Source organism: Mycobacterium sp. SMC-16, assembly GCF_046250085.1.
Taxonomy (GTDB): domain Bacteria; phylum Actinomycetota; class Actinomycetes; order Mycobacteriales; family Mycobacteriaceae; genus Mycobacterium; species Mycobacterium phocaicum.
Window position 1 is genome coordinate 2,913,799 of record NZ_CP176427.1, and the last position, 15,322, is coordinate 2,929,120.

Here is a 15,322-nt window from a genome sequence, read left to right on the forward strand (position 1 = left end):
GCTGCGCTGTCCTCCCCAGCGCGGCACTCCAACGCCTCCATTGTGGCGTCAGTTCAGGTCGGGGCCGCCTTTGCTCGACGGTGTTTCGCGGTAACGATGAACCAAGTTCTTGATAACAGGTTCGCCGCGAAGCCGCAGCCCGATGATCAGTTCGACACGTCGAGGATCTTGATCGCGAAGACCAGCGAGTCACCCTTCTCGATGCCCGCACTCGGCTGGCCGTCGGGGTAGCCGTCGGCCGACGTCATCGCGACCGCGACGGTGGAGCCGACCTTCTGCCCGGCGATGGCCTTCTGGAAGCCGGGCACCACGCGCATGAGCGAGAAGGTGGCCGGCGCGCCACGGTCGTAGGCGCTGTCGAACTTTGATCCGTCACGGCCGTTGAAGCCCGCGTAGCAGACCGAGACCGTCGCGGTTTCGGGGACGACGGGGCCGGTGCCGGCCTTCAGCGTCTGTACCTGGGTCTGGTTCACGCTGAACGGGCCCTTGACGGTGACGACCGGGGCCGCAGTGTCGGTGGATCCCGTCACGGCCACGCTGCCGGTCGCGCCGTTGAGCGTCCACTCGGGTGCGCCGCCCTGTCCTTCTGCCGTCGGGCAGGTGCGGGCGGCCGCGGTCGAGGAGTTGTCGAGCGCGGTCGCCGCGCTCGGGGTCGTGGTCACCAGCGGCGCCTGGGTGGTGGTCGCCGCCGGTGCCTTTTCGTCGGAGCCACACGCGGTGAGGGCGACGGCGAGTGAGGCGGCGCAGGCGGTCAGTGCAACGGTGGAAGACACGCGGGAGAAGTTCACCGGTGCCACGCTACCGGGGCGGGATCGGGATGAGGACCGCGACCAGGAAGTCGGATTTGTCGGTGAAGACCCGCAGATCCCAGGTGGACAGCAGTAGATCCGGCGTGAGGCCGGCTTGGCTGGCGTCCTGGAAGAACTGGTTGAACTCGTAGTCGCGGCCCGCGCCGAAGCCGATGACCACGCGGCCGTCGTCGGCGAGGTGGGCGCGGAGCCGGGAGAGCACCTGCACCCTGGTGCTCGGGGCGACGAACGTCATCACGTTGCCGGCCGACACGATCAGGTCGAACGGTTCTGGGATCCCGCGGGCCGGCAGGTCGAGTTCGGCGAGGTCGCCCACCAGCCAGCGTGGTCCGGGGTGGTCCGCTTCGGCGGCGGCGATCAGAGCGGGATCGACATCCACCCCGACGACGTCGTGCCCGGCCGCTGCGAGGTATCCGCCGACCCGGCCGGGGCCGCAGCCGGCGTCGAGGATCCGCGCGCCGCGGGCGGCCATCGCGTCGATCAGGCGGGCTTCGCCGACGATGTCCTCACCATCCCGAGCCAGGGTCCGGAACCGTTCGATGTACCACTGTGAGTGGCCCGGATCGGCTTCGACCTTCTGCATCCACAAGCTCTGCTCGCCCATATGTCCCATTGTTGCAAGCCCGGTCTTCAGTGGCTGCCGACCACGCTCTTGGCGATCAGCATCGTCGCGGCCTCCCGGATGTGGTCTGCGTCGATGCCGGCCCAGGCGAGCAGCTCGCGTGTCGTTCCCGACCCGGGCATCCCGCGGACCGCCAGATGCGCGAGGCGGATATCGGCCAGCTCGTGAGCGACGAGGGCGTCGAGCACCGCCGACCCGAGACCACCCTCGGGGTGGTGATCCTCGGCGACGACGACGCGGCCGCCGGTGGCGCCGACGGCTGCGGCGACGGTCGCCGCGTCCATCGGCTTGACCGAGTAGCAGTCGATGACCCGCGCGGTGATGCCTTCGCCGGCGAGTTGGTTTGCCGCGCTGAGGCATTCGTGCACCGTCACGCCGGCGCCGATCAGGGTGACGTCGTCGGCCTCGGATACGCGCAAGAGCTTGGCACCGCCCACCGGAAACTCCTCGGTGGCGTCGTACAGCACCGGGTAGGCGCCACGCGTGGTGCGCAGGTAAGAGATTCCCGGTGTCTCGGCCATCGCGTGCACCAATGCGACGGTGCTGGTGGCATCACTCGGGTAGAGCACGACGGCATTGTGGACGGCGCGCATCATCGCGATGTCCTCGAGTGCCATCTGCGAGGGACCGTCTGCGCCGATTTCGACACCGGCATGGGAACCAACGAGTTTCACATTCGCGCCCGAGATCGCGCCCATGCGAATGAAGTCGTAGGCGCGCGTCAGGAACGCCGCGAACGTGGACGCGAACGGGATGTAGCCGCGGACGCCCAGGCCGGTGGCCGCGGCCACCATCTGCTGTTCGGCGATGAACATCTCGAAGTAGCGGTCGGGGAATTTCTGCGCGAATTCGCCTGCGTGGGTGGAATTTCCGACCTCGCCGTCGAGTGCGACCACGTGACGATTGCGACTGCCGACGGAAACCAGGGCAGCACCGTAGGCCTTCCGGGTGGCGACGTCCGAGCCGAGCTCATAAGTGGGGAGGTCCACGGCCTCGACGGCGTCCCACTCCTCCGTCGGCGCGGGAGCCGGCGGCTCGAGGCTGCGCACGATCAGCCGGCGCCGGCCGCCGAGTTCGGCGATGGCCCGTTCGGCCATGTCCTCGGGGAAGGGTTTGCCATGCCAGTCCGGGCTGTCCTCTACCTCCGAGAACCCTTTGCCTTTGACGGTTTTGGCGATGATCACCGTCGGCCGGTCCACCGCTTCCGGCGCTGCCACGCTTGCCAGCGCGTCATCGACCGCGGCGAGGTCATGGCCGTCGATGACCAGCGTGCGGGCGCCGAAAGCCTGACACCGCCGCTCGTAGGCCGCGACGTTCCAGCCGAGGTCCGTCGGGCCGCGCTGTCCCAGCCTGTTCACATCGATGAGGGCGACCAGGTTGTCCAGCTTGTAATAGGACGCCTTGTCGAGTGCTTCCCACATGGAGCCTTCGGCCATCTCGCTGTCGCCGCACAGCACCCAGACCCGGTAGGGCAGGCCATCGAGGTATTTCCCGGCCAGCGCGAGTCCGATGCCGTCGGGCAGCCCCTGGCCGAGTGAGCCGGTTGCGACGTCCACCCACGGCAACACCGGGGTGGGATGACCTTGCAGGCGCTGCCCGAACCGGCGGTAGCCGTCGATCAGCTCTTCGTCGGTGATCGCACCGACGGCCGCGTACGCCGAATACAGCAGCGGCGACGCGTGCCCCTTAGAGAAGATCAGGTGGTCGTTGGTGACGGCGGCCGGATCGCGCCAGTCGTAGCGCAGATGGCGGGCGATCAGGACAGCGACGAGATCCGCCGCCGACATGCTCGACGTGGGATGACCGGATCCCGCGCTGGTACTGGATCGAATCGAATCCACCCGCAGGCGGGCGGCGAGTTCGGCCACGGTGTCCATGGGAGTTGTCGGTGGCGGCGCAGGTGGTGTCGTGTTCACAGTGGGCTGGTACCCGATGTCGAGCCCGGTACACCCTATTCGGGCTTGAGATGCCGCCACCAGCACGTGATGTAGAGACTCATCGACGCCACCAATATCACGATCACCCACAGCACGACCGACACGTCGATCCATGTTCCGATGGGTGGCGCGTCGGGCAGTGCGTTGCGCAGTGGCACCACGGCGAAAAGCATTGCGGCAAACCATGTCGTCATCGGCGGCTGGAACCTGCGGCGGTTGCGCGCGGTCTGAACGGCCACGACCGCACCCAACGTGGCAATGGTGATGAGTGCGCCGACGAGCACCGCGGCGAACGCGGCTGTGCTCGGCGAGCGTTGCGCGTCGACGCGACGGACGCCCGGTATGGCGCCATTCCGGTCGGCCGGAGTATGGAACATCCAGCCCGGCACGCGATCAAAGAACGCGGGCGTCACGCGGATCGGTACATGCGACGCGCCACGGAACAGTTCGACGGTGATCGGGCCTGATCGGTAGCGATCGAACGGGTAACCGCCAGGGTCGCCGGACAGGATCAGCGCGACCGGGAACACGTCGGGCACCATCCCTTTCGTCCATGTACGCCGGGTGGGCGTGACCGCGGATTGCACTGCGACACTGAGGTCTTCGAGCAGGCCATGTGTTTGGGGATCCAGTAGCGCCGGTCCGGGCACCACTGTCACGTTGGCGACCATGTCGCCCTTGACCGAATGGACCTCGTTCAGGTCGATGGTCACGGTGGTGCCGTCTGTTGTCGGCGTCGCTTCGCTGAGCTGGCTGGGGTGTCCCAGTCCGGTGCTCGCATACAGCGCAATCGTCGTGATGTACAACGCGATGACGACCACCACGCCGGCGATTACCCGCACCTTCATCGACGCCCCCTCCTGCGCTACTGACAGGAGTGTAAATTAGTCCCGCGGCTGGCTGTCCAGATCCAGGCACCGCGCGGATTCGACGATCTGGGCTCCCATGTTGCGCTGCATCATCTTCAGGGCCGCTTCGCCGAGTTGCGGGTCGATATGCGCGACCGCGTCTGGCGGGACGATGACGTCGTAGTGCCGCAGGTGCCCGTCGAGGGCGCTGTAGAGAATGCACTGCTCGGTGACCTGTCCCGTCAGGATCAGCGTCCCGACACCACGCTGCCGCAGCAGGTAGTCGAGCGCGGTCGCATAGAAGACGCTGTGCCGCACTTTGGTCAGGAAGGTGCTGCCGTCCGTCGGGGCCAGCGGCCTGACGAGTTCGGGATGACGCCCGGACAATGCGGCTTCGACGATGCCCTCGCCACCGACGCTGAAGTCCTCATGGTTGTCGTTGACGTACACGACGTCCACACCGCCGTGTGACCGCGCCGCAGTGAGCAGCCGGTGCAACGGATCGAGCATCTCGGCGACGTTCGTCGCAAGGTCCTCACCGTCTTCGTGCCGGTAGTCGTTGAACATGTCGATGATCAACAGGGCGGTGTCACTCACCGATGGTGCATACCCGGACCACACTGCGGGCACACCTGCCGCCGTCACTACGCCGCGTCGCGCAGGATTTGTTGCAGCCCTCGCAGCGGGTCTCCGGCATCGGGTGGTGGCAGGGGCGGCGGGAGCGTCGACGAGGCGTCCGCGGATGCGGGTGGCGGCGCCGGCGGCGGTGCCTCTGGACGCGGCGGTGGCGGCGCGGTCGGCGGACGGTCCGTCGTCGCGAGCTTGGCGTCCAGGCGGGGCAGGGCCTCGGCACGGATCCGGCGGCGCTCGGGGTCCGCGTCGGTATTGCCGGCGAAACAGTTGGCGGGCGCGTGCGTGACGACGTCTCTGGCTGCGGTGTAGCGCCGGACGGCGGTGTCACGGTCGCCCGCTGCGGCGGCCTGATCCCCGAGGGTTTCCCGGATCAGCTCGAGGTTGACCCGGACGGGGCACGACCGGTCGGCCGCGGTGCGAGCCAGGGCATCGCCGAACTCGCGGTCGGCGTCGTCGAGCCGGTGCTGCAGCACCGCGAGGCTCCCGCCGGCGTAAGACGTCCGGGCCGGTTCGATCACGTTGAACCGGTGCAGGATTGCGACGTCGTCGGACAGCGCAGCGGTATCGCGGTGTACGTAATCGGTGACCACCGAATCGCCGACCACTGCGACGGAGGCCAGCTTCGCGGCGAGAATCAGCACGACCGCGACGACGGGTGCCGAGACCAGGAGTAGTCGGCGACGCAGCCTCTGTCGGTCGGTTTTCACAGCCGCACCCGATCCAGTCGGGTGCGGGCGACTTCCCGCAACGTGAGAAACAGCTCGACGAGCAGGAGCACGGCGGCGAGCCCGGAGAGCACCCAATAGAGTTCCGTTCCGCTGTCACCCTGGGCGGTGGGCTGTTCGGCGGGGCGGCCGACGTCGCTGAGTGCCTCGGCCGGCAGTCCCGCTTCCGTTCGCTGTACATACGGCACGCCGATCTGCTGGGCAACGGCGGGCAGCGTGGGGGCTGCGTCGTCGCCGTAACCGAGCACCGCGCCGCCGGCGACCACGCCTTCTGGTAGATCGAATTCCCGTTGCGGCGTGGCGGATTCCGGCGTCCCGGCGCCGAGGTAGTAGACGAGGTTCTTGGCGTCCGGGTATTGCTGGACTGCACTGAGCAGCTGGTAGCGCAGCACCGTACTCGCCGCGCCGGCGTCGGGCGGTGTCAGCTCCGTGGTGCGATACGTGGCGGGCGTCGTGACGACGGGCTTCAGGCTCCACCCATCGGCCGACAGCGGCCACTCCACTGCCGGCCCGGAAGCGAATCCGACGACGGCGAACCGCGCCGTCGGGTAGCGGTCGATCAGTTGCGCGATGTCGGCGCTCGCCTCGGCCGCGCGGGAACGGCCGTCGGGCCCCGGTGCGGTCATGTTCGACGAACGGTCGACGACCAGGAAGATGTTCGGCTCGCGGGCGCCCGCGGTCTGGGGCGGCGGCGCTGTCGCGCCGATGGTGGGGCGGATGGCGGCAGCGATCAGCAGCAGCGCGGTCACCCCGAATCCGGCCCAGCGCCACGTGCGCCATCGCGCGTGTTGGGTGCTCCGGCGTCGCCACCATGCGGCGGCGCACGCTGCGAGGAGGGCCACCAGGAGCACGACGTCCGGCGTCTCGACCGGTTTGGCGGCGACGTTCGTCCGATCCGCCGGCGGCGGATGTCGGGTGATGTCGCGCAACGACGCACCGATATCGGTAGCAGAGTGTGACCAGCCGCCGGTGTCGTGCACGAGCCCCGAAACCGTGCCCCCGCCATCGCCGACGATGATCGCGTCGACCTGAATTTTATTGGCGGCAGCCAAGTCTCGAAGCGCGGCGGCGGTGAAGAGCCGGCCGGCATCGCCGTTCGATGCTTCAGGCCCGACATAGATGAGTGACCGGCGCGTTGTCGATGAGCCGGCGGCCGGCGGGAACCCGGCCATGCACAGCGCCAGCAGGTCGTCGGTGTTCGGGGTGTAGCCGGTGTAACGCACCGGCGCCACAAACGGTCTGGCGTCGCTCCGCTTGATCTGACGGGCGTACGCGGTGAACTCCGCGGCAGCGTACTGGTAGTCCCGAGTCAACGGGACGACACGGCGATTGGCAGACGTGAGCCCGATCCGCTCGGTGCTGAATCCGCGGGCGGAATCGGCGAAAAACTGCAGTGTCGAAGTCACGGCCGCATCGGTCGCCGGGGCCCCGGCGCAGATCATGATGTCCTGTGGCGCAGCGGCTTCGGATCGGTGGTTCAGTGCGGGCAGCCCGGTCGGTCGTGCCGTGGCCACGACGGCGGCGCCGAAGCCCACCACGAGCAGCGCGACGGCGGACCACACCGAGATCGCGTTCCGGCGTCGCGCCCGGCGATACTCGGGCAGCCGCGTCAGGCGGTCGGTGTTGGCCAGCGGCCGCAAGTCGCCGGGGCGGTGGCGGTGTGGCCACAGCACGGCGAACGCCACACCCGCCGCCAACGCAACGCATCCGGCGATCGCCACAACCCGCCAGGTCAGCTCCATCGCATGACCAGCCCTTCGGCAGTCACGCAGGCATCGCCGACATCGACGGTCGAGCGCGGATTGAACTGCACGTCAACGAGTTCGGACAGCAATGGTGCGGCGGCGCCCGCGGGGCCGGCCGCGATGGCGCCGACATGCATGTACTGCACCCGCAGCCCAGTCGCCGAACGCAGGAACCGGCGGAGTTCGCGGCTCAGCGCCGCCGCGGCGGCCGGCGCCGAGAGGTCCCCGGATCGATGGCGGCGGGCGATGCCGCGAATGTCCCGGACCGCGCGCAGCTTGATCATCTCGTCCCGCACGACGCGGATCAACCGCACCTCGCCGATCCGCCGCGATGCCGACGTCACCATGAACAGCCAGGCATACCAGGCGATCACGCACAGAATCAGTGCGGCCGCGAGCCACGGCAACCACGCGGAATAGGGCGCGGGGCCGATCACGTACCGCAGCAGATCCTCATCTGGCACGTGCGTAGACCCCCGTCATCGCCGTCAGCGCAGGTTTGATTCCGGTGCTCCCACCGATTCGCGCATGTGGCACCCCAGACACGGTCAGGAACTCCGAAAGATTCTGGCGCCGTTCGTCTTCCGAGCGCCGATAGGCTTCAGCGACAGTGCGGTCCAATGCGGCCGGCGGCAGCAGCAACTGACCATCGGCGGCGTCGTAGCTCCGGCCGCTTTCGCGTCCCACCGGCGGCATGTCGGTCACCAACGCCCACAGCACGTCATGCCGGGCTGTCAGTGATCGCAGCACGTCGCGCAAGGCGTCACTGATGTCCGGCTCGTCGGACACCACGAACACCAGCAGCCGGTGCCGGTAATGCGTTGCGAGCCAACGCAGCTGGACGAGCAGATCGCTGCGTGCGGGTGCCTCTCCGGCCAGCTGCAGGTAGTGGTGCAGCATGCGCTCGATATGGGTCTCGCCGCGGCGCAGCCGCGTGTCGATGCAGCCCCGGCGGTCACCCGTGACCAGGCCGATCTCGTCGGATCGGCGCAACGTCATCAGCCCGATCGCGCCGATGACATGCATGATGATGTCCTTCTTGAGTTCTCCCGACGGCGCCAGCGCCGACACATTGCGGCCGGCGTCGGCGACCACCACGATCTTGTGGTGTTTCTCGGACACGAACTGCTTGATGAGGGTGTGGCCGGAGCGGGAACTCGCCTTCCAATCGATGTCGCGGACGTCGTCGCCCGGGACGTAGGGGCGTAGTTCGTCGAACTCGAGGCTCCGGGTGTGGATCAGCGCGTAGCGGCCGCCTTCCAGCAGGCTGCCCGGGTCGCGGCCGATGTGAATTTTCGCGGCGTCGAGGTGTTTCCCCATGTCGGCCTCACGGCACCGGGACTGTCTGAAGTACCGCGTCGACCACCGCGTCGGGCGTGATCCGCGCGCTCGCGGCCTCGAAACCGAGAATCAGCCGATGGCGCAGCACCCGGTGGGCGAGCATCGAAATATCTTCGGGTACAACGTGTCCGCGGTCGTGGATGACGGCGAGCGCGCGGGCGGACCGGCAGAAGGCAATGGTCGCGCGGGGGCTGGCGCCGTATTCGATGAGTCGGGCGAGGTTGGACGGTAGGTGTTGGGCGGGTTCACGCGTGACGGCGACGAGCCGGCTGGCGTACGCGACGAGTGCGCGATCGAGGTGGACCGAGCGAACGATCTCCTGCACCCGGCGGACGTCGTCGAGGGATACCACCGGGGCCGGATGACGGTCGCGGTCGTATCGTCCGGCGTCCATGCGGTCGATCATCTCGATCTCGTCGGTGATCGACGGGTAGTGCACGAGCTCTTTGAGCATGAACCGGTCGGTCTGAGCCTCGGACAGGGGATAGGTGCCTTCCTGGTCGACGGGATTCTGGGTGGCCATGACGAGAAACGGCTCAGGTAGCGGGTATTCGACCCCGGCGATCGTGGTCTGGCGTTCCTCCATCGCCTCGAGCATCGCGCTCTGGGTCTTGGCGCTCGATCGGTTGACCTCGTCGAGCAACACGATGTTGGCGTGCACCGGGCCCAGCTGCGTGGTGAACGAGTTGGTGTCGGCCTCGAAGATCTGCGTGCCGATGATGTCGCTCGGCAACAGATCCGGCGTGCACTGGATGCGGCGGAAGCTGCCGCCGACCGATCCGGCCAGCACCCGCGCCGCCGTCGTCTTGGCCAGACCGGGAACGCTCTCGAGCAGCAGGTGACCACCGCCGAGCAACGCGACGAGCATCGTTTCACGCAGGTGCTGCTGGCCCACGACCTGGTGTGAGAACGCCGACGCCACGGCGCCCACGATGTCTCGCGCCTCGGCGATATCGCCTTGGCCGGGCTGCATTCTGGGTAGCGTCATCGGTCCTTCCACTCACGGCTTGAGCATCACCTTCACGGCACCGTCCTGTTTCCTCTGGAAGATGTCGTAAGCATGTGGTGCATCATCAAGGGGCAGAACATGACTGGCGAACGTGTCGACGCCCAGCGGGTCGTCGTCGCCGAGCAGCGGCAGGATGTCGTCGACCCATTTCTTGACGTTGGCCTGGCCCATGCGCAACTGAATCTGCTTGTCGAACAGCGTCAGCATCGGCAGGGGATCCGCCATCCCGCCGTACACGCCGATCAAGGAGATGGTGCCGCCGCGGCGGACGATGTCGATGGCCGAGTAGAGCGCATGAAGTCGATCCACGCCGAAGTCCTGCATCATGGGTTTGGCCACCATGTCGGGAAGGGTCCCGGTCATACGCTGAAGCGCTTGTGCCACCGGCGATCCGTGGGCTTCCATACCCACCGCGTCGATCACCGAGTCGGTGCCGCGGCCGTCGGTCAACGCGCGGATGGTGTCGCCGACGCTGCCGTCAAGCGCGTCGAGGTCGACGGTGTGGATGCCGCGCAGCGTGGCCCGAGCCAGCCGTTCCGGAACTCGGTCGACGGCGATCACCCGATACCCCACGTGTTGGGCGATGCGCGCGCACATGTCACCGATCGGCCCCAAACCGAGCACCGTGACGCTGCCGCCTTCCGGGATATCGGCGTAGGCGACGGCCTGCCACGCCGTGGGCAAGACGTCCGACAGGTAGACGAAACGCGAATCCGGTGGTCCCTCAGGGACTTTGATGTGGGTGAACTGCGCCTGCGGCACCCTGAGGTATTCGGCTTGGCCACCCGGTACCTGGCCGTACAGCTCCGAATAGCCGAACAGTGCCGCGCCTTTACCGTGGTCGCGAACCTGCGTGGTCTCGCATTGCGTGTACAGCTGCTGGTCGCACATGTAGCAATGCCCGCAGGAGATCTGGAACGGTACGACGACCCGGTCACCGACAGATAGCCCGTCGACGTCGCTGCCGACCTCACGAACGATGCCCATGGGTTCGTGCCCGAGAATGTCGCCCTCGTGCATGAACGCGCCGAGCACCTCGTAGAGGTGCAGATCCGATCCGCAGATGTTGGTCGAGGTGACCTCGATGATGGCGTCGGTAGGTGTCTCGATCCGGGGATCGGGCACTGTGTCGACGCGGACATCTCGTCGGCCATGCCAGGTAACTGCCTTCACAGAAGACTCCCATCTCCGGTAGCGACCATCGACGGGGCCCGTTGACGGTTTGCAAGAATTGAGCTGTGGCTACCCCAACTCCGGTATCCCAAAACCCGAGGCCAGGACCGGTGATGACAGCAGACAGCGCATTTGAAGACTTCGTCGACCTACTCGACTACCCGATGTTCGTGGTCACGGTGCAGGCCGACGGTCAGACCGGCGGATGCCTCGTCGGCTTCGCTACGCAAGCCAGCATCGACCCCCCGACATTTCTCGTCGGGCTGTCCACGCAGAATCACACGACGTCGGTCGCCCGGACGGCGACGCACCTCGCGGTGCACCTGCTGCCCCGCGACGAGTTGAAGTTGGCCGAACTGTTCGGCGGCGAGACCGGCGATGCCGTCGACAAATTCCGGCAATGCGACTGGCATGTCGGACCGGAAGGTACGCGCATCCTCGATTCCGCGCTTGCATGGTTCGTCGGCGAGATCATCGGAAGGTTCGACATGGGCGACCACATCGGCCATCTACTCGCGCCTGTCGCGGGCGGAAGCTCAGGCGCCGAAAGCCGGCCGGTGTTCTTCGCCGACGTCAAGGATCTCAGCCCGGGGCACGGCGCGTAGGCAAGCACAACCGCCGGGCGATCTCGCCGTACCGCTCGAAACGGTCGGAACCGCCGAGCGCGTTGTAGAGGACCACGCGGCTGGCCACGCCCTCGTACTTGGCAATCAGCTTGTCCGCCAAGTCATCCCACGTGGATTCGGTGGCGAACGCGGCGATGTGGTCGTCGCTGATCTGCGCCATCATGCCCGCCATGTCGCCGGCTTTCTGCTTCTCCCGCAGGCGCGCCGGGGTGCCTTCGAAGCCGGCCTCGTCCCAGATGAACGCGTAGTTCGGCGTGCTGCCGTAGAAGCTCATGCTGGCGCGGACGAACTCGCGTTCGTTGTACCGTTCCTCGTCGGTGTCGCCGACGATCGTCATGGCCGGGATGATCGTGTCGATGTCGGCAGGGGAGCGGCCCGCCTTCTCGGCGCCGGCAGCCACGTTGGGCAGCACGTGGCGGGCGACGTAGCCCGGCTCGCCGAGTGGGTGGATGTGCACGCCGTCGGCGACCTCACCGGCCATGCGCAGCATCCACGGGTTCACCGCGGCGATGTCGACCTTGGGATCGGGCGCATCGATGGGGCCGGGGCTCCACTGGGGCGTGATGAAGTCCATGTCGTAGAAATCGCCGTGATGGTCGAGCTTGCCGGTCCGGAAAGCCGTGAAGCATGCCTTCACGGCGCGCACGTAGTCGCGCAGTCGCGGGCCCGGCTGTTCGAAGGGCATGCCGTAGCGGCGCACCACGTGCGTCCGGACCTGGGTGCCGAGACCGAGCCTGAACCTGCCGCCGGTGGCTTCCTGGAGTTCCCAGGCCGAGGCGGCCGTGACGAAGGGACTGCGCGGAAAGGCGACGGCGACACCGGTGGACAGCTCGAGGCCGGGAGCGGCCTGGGATGCGACCGCCGCGCTCAGATATGCGGTCCGGCCGGTCTCGGTCAGATGCAAACCGGAGAATCCCGCTGCCTGCGCGCGCTGGGCGAGTGCGCCCATCTGAACCAGAGGCTGCGGAACTGTCATCACGTCGACGTGCACAGTGGGCAGCCTACGGCCGCGGCGCTTGCCGACGGCGAGATACGCAGCACCACAGGAAAAGTCGCGGTCCGCGGCACTTGTCGTGGGCAAGGTGTACATTCGAACGTATGAGCGAAGTTATCGTGGGCCCCGACGCCGATGAGGCGGCGTTGTCGGGTCGCATGGCGGAGCTCGAGCGGGTCAAGGCGCGTGCGGCGGCCGAGCAGGCGCGGATTGCGGTGGCGTTGGAGGCCCGACGGGTGATGGCTGCGCGAGCGGGTGGGCCGCGGGTGTCGCGGGCCGCGCTGGGTTCGGAGATCGGGTTGGCGCGGCGTGAGTCCCCGCATCGGGGTGAGCGGTTGATGGCGATGGCCCGCATCCTGGTCGCGGACATGCCGTGCACGCTGGCCGCGTTGGAATCGGGTGTGCTCTCCGAGCACCGAGCCGAGCTGATCACCAAAGAGGCCGAGTGCCTGTCGGTGCTGGATCGCCGGCTGCTGGATGCCGAATTGTGCGCCGACCCCGCCGCCCTCGACGGTAAAGGTGATGCGGAGATCACCGCCGAGGCCAAGCGGATCGCCTACCGGCTCGATCAGGAGGCGATCGTGCAGCGGATGCGCCGCGCGCCGGCCGGGCGCCATGTCCGGTTCCGGCCCGCCGCTGACGGCATGGCCACCGTGAGCGTGCGGCTGCCGGCCGCCGAAGGCCGCGCCATGCATACCGCGCTGTCCGATGCGGCGGCGAGCACGCTGGCCTCGACACTGCCGGGCACGACGGTACCGGCCGGGCTGGGCCGCACCCACGACCAGATCATGGCCGACCTGATGGTGCAGCGGGTCACGGGCCGCAACCCGGTGCAGTCGCCGGTGCCGGTGACGGCGAACCTGGTGCTCTCGGATGAGACCCTGCTCGCCGGTGGCTCAGAACCGGCGCATCTGGAGGGGTACGGGCCGATCCCGGCCGAAATCGCCCGCGATCTCGTCGTGGCCGGCGCGCTCGATGCCCAGGGCGCGGCCGCGGTGCGGCGCCTGTACGCCCAGCCGGGCACCAACAAGCTGGTCGCGATGGAATCGAAATCCCGGGCGTTCCCGAAAGCCCTGGCCCGGTTCATCGCGCTGCGGGATCAGATCTGCCGGACCCCGTACTGCAACGCCAGGATTCGGCACACCGACCACATCCGGCCGCACGCGCAGCATGGCCCCACCAGCGTGCACAACGGTCAAGGCCAATGCGCGCACTGCAACTACGTCAAAGAAGAACCCGGCTGGCAGTCACGCACCACATACGACCGGCACGGCCGCCACACCGTCACCCTGACCACCCCGACCGGCGCGGTCTACACCTCCACCGCGCCTCCAGGGCCCGAAGCGCTGCGCGTCTTCACCCGCGATGTCTACATCGCGCGGATCCACCCTGCGGCGTAATGGCAAGTACTAGCGTCTGGGCAGCGGCAGTTCACTTCGGAGGGGGTAGGCGTCATGCGGGTGCTGGTCACGGGCGGGACCGGGTTCGTCGGTGGTTGGAGTGCGAAAGCCATTGCGGACAAGGGGCATTCGTGAATCACCCCGGGTTTGATGCACACCTTCTTTCGAGGGAAGGTAATTCGCATCATGCCGAAGAAGTACGACGAGGAGTTCAAGGCCCGGGCGGTGCGGTTGGTCGCTGACCATGCCGACGAATACGACACCCGCACGGCCTGCATCACCGCGGTCGCCAAGCGGTTGGGGGTGTCCTACGAATCGCTGCGACGATGGGTCAACCAGGGCGAGGTCGATACTGGGGTCCGCGAGGGTGTCCCGTCCGATACCGCACGGGAGTTACGGGAGCTCAAACGCAAGAACAAGGAGCTTGAGGAAACGATCGAAATCCTCAAGGCGGCAACAAGTTTCTTCGCGCGGGAGAGCGACCCGCGACGCCGCTGATCTGTGCGTTCATCGCCGAGCATCGTGCTCGGTTCGGGGTCGCTTCGATCTGCCGCGTGCTGTCCGAGCATGGCTGCCAGATCGCCCCGAGAACCTTCTACGCCTGGCTCACCAGGCCCCCGTCCGCGCGGGCCTTGTGGGACACCGTGATCACGCAGGTGCTGGCCGGCTACTACGAACCTGACCGGGCGGGCCGGCGTAAACCGGAGTCGTTGTACGGCGCGGTCAAGATGTGGGCGCACCTGCAGCGCCACGGCATCACGGTAGCCCGCTGCACAGTGGAACGCTTGATGCGCGCCAACGGCTGGCAGGGCGTGCGCCGGCGCAAGAAGGTCCGCACCACCATCGCCGATCCGGCCGCCGGGCGTGCCCCGGATCTGGTGGACCGCCAATTCCGAGTCCCCGCCCCCAACATGCTGTTGGTGGCTGATTTCACCTACGTGCCGCTGGCCACCGGGGTGTTCGTCTACACCGCATTCGCCATCGACGCGTACGCCGGGCGGATCGTGGGCTGGACCTGCTCGACCAGCAAGGCAGATCTGTTCGTGCGCCAGGCGATCCGGCACGCCGCTGAACTCCGGCGCCGTGAAGGTAACCCATTGTCGGGCAACACTATTCATCACTCCGATGCAGGTTCGCAGTACACATCGGTGCGGTTTGGTGAAACGCTGTTGCTCTCCGGGCTGTTGCCGTCGATCGGATCCGTCGGCGATGCCTTCGACAACGCCTTGGCCGAGACCACCATCGGCCTGTACAAGACCGAAGCTGTCCGTGATGACTCACCGTTTCGGCGAGGGCCACTGAACAGGCTCACCGACGTGGAACTGCTCACCGCCGACTGGGTGCACTGGTACAACACTGACCGGCTCATGCACCGTCTCGGACGCATCCCGCCGATCGAATACGAGACCATCTACTACGCTGCAGCGACAGCCCAATCAGAGGCTGCACACCAATAAAAC

The 15,322-nt window shown here is 67.4% G+C and carries 15 protein-coding genes; 3 read left to right on the top strand and 12 right to left on the bottom strand.

Annotation, left to right across the window (positions count from 1 at the left end; translation table 11 throughout):
• Nucleotides 1-146: 146 nt before the first annotated feature.
• The 11 genes from ACJEIK_RS14110 to ACJEIK_RS14160 are packed head-to-tail and all read right to left on the bottom strand — an operon-like array spanning nt 147 to nt 10,842.
• Entirely contained in the window at nt 147-788 is a 642-nt protein-coding gene (locus tag ACJEIK_RS14110) for an FKBP-type peptidyl-prolyl cis-trans isomerase (RefSeq protein WP_110783834.1), read from the bottom strand.
• A 10-nt stretch (nt 789-798) separates the two neighbouring features.
• The gene (locus ACJEIK_RS14115; RefSeq protein WP_061003665.1) at nt 799-1,413 is read right to left on the bottom strand and encodes a bifunctional 2-polyprenyl-6-hydroxyphenol methylase/3-demethylubiquinol 3-O-methyltransferase UbiG; all 615 of its coding nucleotides are present in this window, start codon (nt 1,411-1,413) and stop codon (nt 799-801) included.
• Nucleotides 1,414-1,439: 26 nt separating this feature from the next.
• Entirely contained in the window at nt 1,440-3,347 is a 1,908-nt protein-coding gene (locus tag ACJEIK_RS14120) for a transketolase (protein ID WP_234785486.1), read from the bottom strand.
• Between the two features lie 35 nt (nt 3,348-3,382).
• On the bottom strand, nt 3,383-4,216 hold the full coding sequence (locus ACJEIK_RS14125; protein WP_061003661.1) for a DUF4436 domain-containing protein: 834 nt from the start codon (nt 4,214-4,216) through the stop codon (nt 3,383-3,385).
• Nucleotides 4,217-4,252: 36 nt separating this feature from the next.
• Nucleotides 4,253-4,813, bottom strand: coding sequence for a cysteine hydrolase family protein (locus ACJEIK_RS14130; protein ID WP_061003677.1), 561 nt, complete (start codon nt 4,811-4,813; stop codon nt 4,253-4,255).
• Nucleotides 4,814-4,860: 47 nt separating this feature from the next.
• Entirely contained in the window at nt 4,861-5,556 is a 696-nt protein-coding gene (locus ACJEIK_RS14135) for a hypothetical protein (protein WP_061003659.1), read from the bottom strand.
• Nucleotides 5,553-7,316, bottom strand: coding sequence for a VWA domain-containing protein (locus ACJEIK_RS14140; protein ID WP_204161147.1), 1,764 nt, complete (start codon nt 7,314-7,316; stop codon nt 5,553-5,555). The genes ACJEIK_RS14135 and ACJEIK_RS14140 overlap by 4 nt, the downstream gene beginning before the upstream one ends.
• Nucleotides 7,307-7,783 carry a hypothetical protein gene (locus tag ACJEIK_RS14145; protein WP_061003538.1) on the bottom strand — a complete coding sequence of 159 codons (477 nt, stop codon included), beginning with the start codon at nt 7,781-7,783 and terminating at the stop codon, nt 7,307-7,309. The genes ACJEIK_RS14140 and ACJEIK_RS14145 overlap by 10 nt, the downstream gene beginning before the upstream one ends.
• Nucleotides 7,773-8,639: a DUF58 domain-containing protein gene (locus tag ACJEIK_RS14150; RefSeq protein WP_061003536.1), complete on the bottom strand. Its 867-nt coding sequence runs from the start codon at nt 8,637-8,639 to the stop codon at nt 7,773-7,775. Before ACJEIK_RS14150 ends, ACJEIK_RS14145 begins: the two co-directional genes overlap by 11 nt.
• A 7-nt stretch (nt 8,640-8,646) precedes the next feature.
• Entirely contained in the window at nt 8,647-9,648 is a 1,002-nt protein-coding gene (locus tag ACJEIK_RS14155) for an AAA family ATPase (RefSeq protein WP_061003540.1), read from the bottom strand.
• 12 nt (nt 9,649-9,660) lie between these two features.
• Nucleotides 9,661-10,842, bottom strand: coding sequence for a zinc-dependent alcohol dehydrogenase (locus ACJEIK_RS14160; protein ID WP_061003535.1), 1,182 nt, complete (start codon nt 10,840-10,842; stop codon nt 9,661-9,663).
• Nucleotides 10,843-10,955: 113 nt separating this feature from the next.
• Here ACJEIK_RS14160 and ACJEIK_RS14165 point away from each other — a divergent pair, with 113 nt between their 5' ends.
• On the top strand, nt 10,956-11,447 hold the full coding sequence (locus ACJEIK_RS14165) for a flavin reductase family protein (protein WP_061003533.1): 492 nt from the start codon (nt 10,956-10,958) through the stop codon (nt 11,445-11,447).
• Here ACJEIK_RS14165 and ACJEIK_RS14170 read toward each other — a convergent pair.
• On the bottom strand, nt 11,425-12,459 hold the full coding sequence (locus tag ACJEIK_RS14170) for a TIGR03617 family F420-dependent LLM class oxidoreductase (RefSeq protein WP_409431697.1): 1,035 nt from the start codon (nt 12,457-12,459) through the stop codon (nt 11,425-11,427). The two genes, ACJEIK_RS14165 and ACJEIK_RS14170, sit on opposite strands and share 23 nt — an antisense overlap.
• Before the next feature lie 107 nt (nt 12,460-12,566).
• Between ACJEIK_RS14170 and ACJEIK_RS14175 the strand changes: the two genes are divergently transcribed.
• Both ACJEIK_RS14175 and ACJEIK_RS14180 read left to right on the top strand, forming a co-directional pair.
• Nucleotides 12,567-13,862, top strand: coding sequence for a DUF222 domain-containing protein (locus tag ACJEIK_RS14175; RefSeq protein ID WP_409431619.1), 1,296 nt, complete (start codon nt 12,567-12,569; stop codon nt 13,860-13,862).
• A gap of 186 nt (nt 13,863-14,048) precedes the next feature.
• Nucleotides 14,049-15,319, top strand: a protein-coding gene (locus tag ACJEIK_RS14180) for an IS3 family transposase (protein ID WP_110767323.1) whose coding sequence is annotated in 2 segments (ribosomal slippage) — nt 14,049-14,322 and nt 14,322-15,319 — 1,272 coding nt in all. Because the reading frame shifts where the segments join, the coding sequence is not laid out codon by codon here.
• Nucleotides 15,320-15,322: the final 3 nt, after the last annotated feature.